Below are 4,400 nucleotides of genomic sequence, written 5' to 3' on the forward strand. Positions count from 1 at the left end.
GGGAGAAAAACTTACGTTCGATCTCTCTGTTTTATCTTTTTTTGGTGTAGTTTTATTTAGTTTCTATATTTTTAGTATTCTAAAAGAGATAAAGTACTTAAAGCAGATAAAAGATAAGTAAATATGAGAGAATTAGTTAACTAGCTTAAGTAAAACATAACACGGCCATGATTCATGAGCCGTGTTTTTGTATGAATGTACATTTGAAAAATTTATAGTTTCAGGTTCATTGTCAAAATGTACAATTTAAAAATTTTTAGTTTTCCCTTAAATAAAGTACATAATTGACAATGATTAGCTCAAAAAAATTTTTTGGTTACTAGAAATCGTAGAAGTTACGTGACTAATTCTTGAGCCTAAGGCACTTTTTTCACAGCGGAAAGTCTCTACAGAAAATAAATGAGAAATGTTTTATAAAAAGGAGCTTATCCACCTTCTAAAGAAGCTCGTGAATGCGAGTTAATTTGTAAATTTAAAGTTAAAAATAGATGGAATGTCTCCACATAATGAATTGATTTTTGAAGAAGGAAGGAGTAAAATGTAGTTAATATAATGACTGATTAGGGATAAATAAAACAAGGCACAAAAAAGGCACCGAATCGGTGCACACTTTTTCAAGTTGGATACGGACAAAGCCTTATTTTAACTTGCTGTGTTGTTTCGAATGGTCCCAAAACTTATTTTTTGTATGATATAACAGAATATTTTAAAAATGAAGGGGTTTTCTATGGAGAGTGATGTGTTTTTTGAATATTATTTAAAATCACTTAGGTTTTATTTTGGTGATAGGTGTAAGGATATTGGATTTATAAAGTTTTTTAAAGATGAAAATAATAGTTTTATTGCCATAGAGGATTATGTTTTAGAAGCATTAGTAGTATTGTCAAATATTTTGAGTAAGGAGAGGATTGTGTTTTCTTGTGGATTTATTCATAGCAAGGGGGGAGTTACTGGAGTAGAAGTATGTATGAATATATTAGAGTTAGAAAAATTAAATAATTTGTATAAGATTTAGTTTTGAAGAATATTAAAAAACATAAGGGAAACTGTTTATGTGGGATGTGTGGAGTTGATAGTATTAATGTTTCCTAGTTATAGAGCTGTGTTGTTTCGAATGGTCCCAAAATAAGAAAAATAAAAGATGATGGTATAGAAGCTTGTTACATTGAGCTTCTTTTTCTTGAGAAATTCAAATCATAATTTTACAGACTTTTATGTCATTAATTTATTTCTCCCCTCCACTTTTTTTTGACTCTCTTTTCTTATTTTTCTAAAATAGTAGGTATGTGAAGGGAGATTGATATGAAAAAAGGTTTGGTAATTGTGCTTTCTGCTTTGGTCTTGGCTTCCTGTGGTCGTCCTCAGAGGACGGTGATGCCTAAGAGTTCGGATACCAAGCAGACCAGCACTTCGGAAAAGAAACAGTCTGGTATGGATTTGAAAGCCATCAAGGCTAAGGACTACTCGAGTATCAAGGGGACTTGGATCGATGGTCGTGGCAATGAGCTGGTCTTTGATGACAAGGGCTTGGTCAGCGAGGATGTCGAGCTTGATGCATCGAGCTTTAAGCAGAAGGACCAGATTGCTGAGATGACGGTTAGTGCTAAGTCGGGTGTTGGAGGCTACGGTCTTTTGCTCCTTCCAAAAGGTCAGAAAGCGGGCAAAGACGATGTTTCGGATAAGTCCAAGGATCGGATCTGGGCTGGTCAGTCACCAGCTTATGGCGATGATGACAATTTCTACTATCGCAAGAAAGAGCAACCGAAAGATCGGGAGCAAGTAGATACAGACGATAGCAGTAGTACGACAAAGACCAGTAAGGCCAAGAAGTGGAATACTCGCCCGGATGGCGAGGTTAAATCTTCGAAGAAGGCGGATCAGAATGATTATCCAGGCTACACCGATGCTCAGGTCGAAGCTGCGCGTGTCTGGGCTTATGTGATCAAGAACGTGCCATCAGAATTAAATATTTCAAATAGTGCAGCTGGAACAAAAATTTATAATGGTGGCTTGGGCGTTGATTATCCAAAAGATGTGCGCCATCTGTTTGGTTCTTATTCAGCTGAAGGAAATATCACTTATGCATCCAACGGTGATGGGACGGTGACGATCTATCCTGTTCCGAGTCATTGGCAACAGTCTGCGGATGAGCTCAATAGTGAAGAGTTTATGACGCAATTTACCCAAGGGATCTTGGACCATGCTGAAACGGTGACATTGCCTGATGGGGATCCAGACATGATTCGCCAGATCCTAGCCGTATTGAAGTAGGCACTGGATTTGAGGACTCAGTTTATTGTTTTTTTAAGCTGATCCTGTTACAATGATAGTATACGGAAAAGACTGGGCTTCCAGCCTTTTTCATTTCACCATAGAAAGGTCTTTTATGAAACGCAAATCGATTTTGTTTCTGTATTTACTCATGTTAGCGATTGGCCTAGCCTATGAGACCCAGTCGCTGACGGAAGGCTGGATGTCTGGTAGCCAGTACGGGATTGTGGGACTTTCGACCTTGATCCTTTTGGTCTATGCGCTTCCTGCTGTTTGGGCTCTCTTTCATTTTTCCAAAAAGTGGAAGTTGTCTTGGGTACCGGTTCTCTTTTCTCTATTAGGTGGGGGCTTTGTTGCCGGTTGGTTGTCTAGCTTTGCTAATACCTATTTCCATGACATGATTCAAGCGATCGCTCCAAATAGCGACTTTTGGAACCAGTACGAGAGTGCCATCGCTGCGCCACTCTTTGAGGAACCCTTTAAGTTGATCCCGATCTTCTTTGTCCTCTATTTGTTCAGTGTTCGTCGCATCAAGTCGATCTTCCTCTTGGCGATTGCCTCTGGTCTTGGTTTCCAGATCGTGGAGGATTTTGCCTATATCCGTCAGGATCTGCCGGAAGGTTTCTCTTACACGGTGTCAGGGATTCTTGGTCGTGTGGCCAATGCTCCCATGTCTCACTGGGTCTACACAGGACTTGTCATGCTGGGACTCTTCTTGATTGTCCAAGCAAGCAGAGGACGCAAGGATTTACGTCTAGCAGGCTGGGGATACTTAGTAGCTGGATTTGGACTCCATTTTGTTGGCAATTCACCCTTCTCACAAATCGTGACCGAGTTGCCGATTGCGATTCCAGTCTTGAATGCTACGGGGCTCTTCCTGATCTACCAAGCTTATCAGACCGTCGAGCGTTTAGAACAAGCAAAATAAGAACAAAAAAATGCGTATGTGTGCAAACATACGCATTTTTGTTATTTTGAACATACTTTTGTATAAACTGAGTGATCCGATAGCTGTAAAATAAATGCTATTTTGGAAGATATATTTGAGACTTTCCGCTGTGAGAAAAGTGCTAGAAACAATCATGTTTCTAGCACTCGGGAGTTTTGAAACGTTAGATTCAAAACTAAGTCATGGAACTTCTTCGAAGTTCGCTGACGTCCGTACTCACCTAAGGAAAGTCTCTAAGAGTATATGATCTTAAAATGGATTTATTTACCAAGACAGAACTGGCTGAAGAGTTGGGTGATGAGCTCATCTGGAGCAGCATCCCCTGTGATTTCTCCGAGGATTTCCCAGGTGCGGGTGAGGTCGACTTGAAGCAGGTCGACCGGCATACCGAGGGCCAAGCCTTCGGTGACCGCTTGCAGGCTTTCAATAGCTTTCTCGATGAGGGAGATGTGACGAGCATTCGAAAGATAAGTCGCATCTTGCTCAACCAGCCCAGCATTTTCGAAGAAGAGGGCGTTGATCCGGTCTTCGATTTGATCGATGTTTTGGTTTTTCAGAACGGAAATCTTGATATGATCTTCCGGCAGTTGGTCGATTTCGATCTTCTCTGGGAGGTCGACCTTATTGAGGAGAATGATGCGGTTGCTATCTTGAGAGATTTCAAGGAGCTGGCGATCTTGATCAGTCAAGGGTTCGCTGGCATTGAGGACGAGGAGGACCAGATCAGCTTCCTTGAGGGCTTTTTTCGACCGTTCGACACCGATCTGCTCAACGATGTCTTCTGTCTCACGGATCCCGGCCGTATCGACTAGTTTGAGGGGAACGCCGTTGATGTTGACGTATTCCTCGATAACGTCCCGAGTGGTTCCTTCGATATCGGTAACAATGGCTTTTTCTTCGCGCAGGAGGTTGTTGAGGAGGCTGGACTTGCCGACGTTTGGACGACCGATAATAGCAGTAGAGATCCCTTCACGCAAGATCTTACCGCGACGGGCAGTCTTGAGGAGGTTGGTCAAGAGGGCTTCAAATTCACTGGTTTTTTCACGGATGATCTCAGTAGTTGCTTCTTCGACATCATCGTACTCAGGATAGTCGATATTGACTTCGACCTGGGCCAGGGTATTAAGGATTTCTTGGCGCGTGTTGTTGATGAGGTCAGACAGGGAACCGTCTAGTTGCT

Annotated in this window: 4 protein-coding genes; 3 read left to right on the forward strand and 1 reads right to left on the reverse strand. The window is 41.6% G+C overall.

Annotated features, from left to right (window positions below):
• The first annotated feature begins 727 nt into the window (after positions 1 to 727).
• The 3 genes from SPADD19_RS06005 to SPADD19_RS06015 all read left to right on the forward strand — a co-directional run bounded on the left by SPADD19_RS06005 (position 728) and on the right by SPADD19_RS06015 (position 3,199).
• Complete coding sequence (locus SPADD19_RS06005; protein ID WP_241496495.1) at positions 728 to 1,015, forward strand: hypothetical protein; 288 nt, start codon at positions 728 to 730, stop codon at positions 1,013 to 1,015.
• A 287-nt stretch (positions 1,016 to 1,302) separates the two neighbouring features.
• On the forward strand, positions 1,303 to 2,271 hold the full coding sequence (locus SPADD19_RS06010; RefSeq protein ID WP_061455514.1) for a DUF6287 domain-containing protein: 969 nt from the start codon (positions 1,303 to 1,305) through the stop codon (positions 2,269 to 2,271).
• 115 nt (positions 2,272 to 2,386) lie between these two features.
• A complete protein-coding gene (locus tag SPADD19_RS06015) occupies positions 2,387 to 3,199 on the forward strand; it encodes a PrsW family glutamic-type intramembrane protease (RefSeq protein WP_061455515.1) in 813 nt (270 codons plus the stop codon).
• A 281-nt stretch (positions 3,200 to 3,480) separates the two neighbouring features.
• Here the strand turns inward: SPADD19_RS06015 and mnmE are convergent.
• Positions 3,481 to 4,400 (reverse strand): tRNA uridine-5-carboxymethylaminomethyl(34) synthesis GTPase MnmE (gene mnmE / locus SPADD19_RS06020; protein ID WP_061455516.1); only part of this gene is annotated, 920 nt, incomplete at its 5' end.

Source organism: Streptococcus parasanguinis (genome assembly GCF_001578955.1).
In the GTDB taxonomy this organism is placed as follows: Bacteria; Bacillota; Bacilli; order Lactobacillales; family Streptococcaceae; genus Streptococcus; species Streptococcus parasanguinis_U.

What these genes read in the sequence shown, in the direction of transcription:
- SPADD19_RS06005 (WP_241496495.1), top strand. Translation starts at nt 728, where the DNA reads ATGGAGAGTGATGTGTTTTTTGAATATTATTTAAAATCACTTAGGTTT.
- SPADD19_RS06010 (WP_061455514.1), top strand. Translation starts at nt 1,303, where the DNA reads ATGAAAAAAGGTTTGGTAATTGTGCTTTCTGCTTTGGTCTTGGCTTCC.
- SPADD19_RS06015 (WP_061455515.1), top strand. Translation starts at nt 2,387, where the DNA reads ATGAAACGCAAATCGATTTTGTTTCTGTATTTACTCATGTTAGCGATT.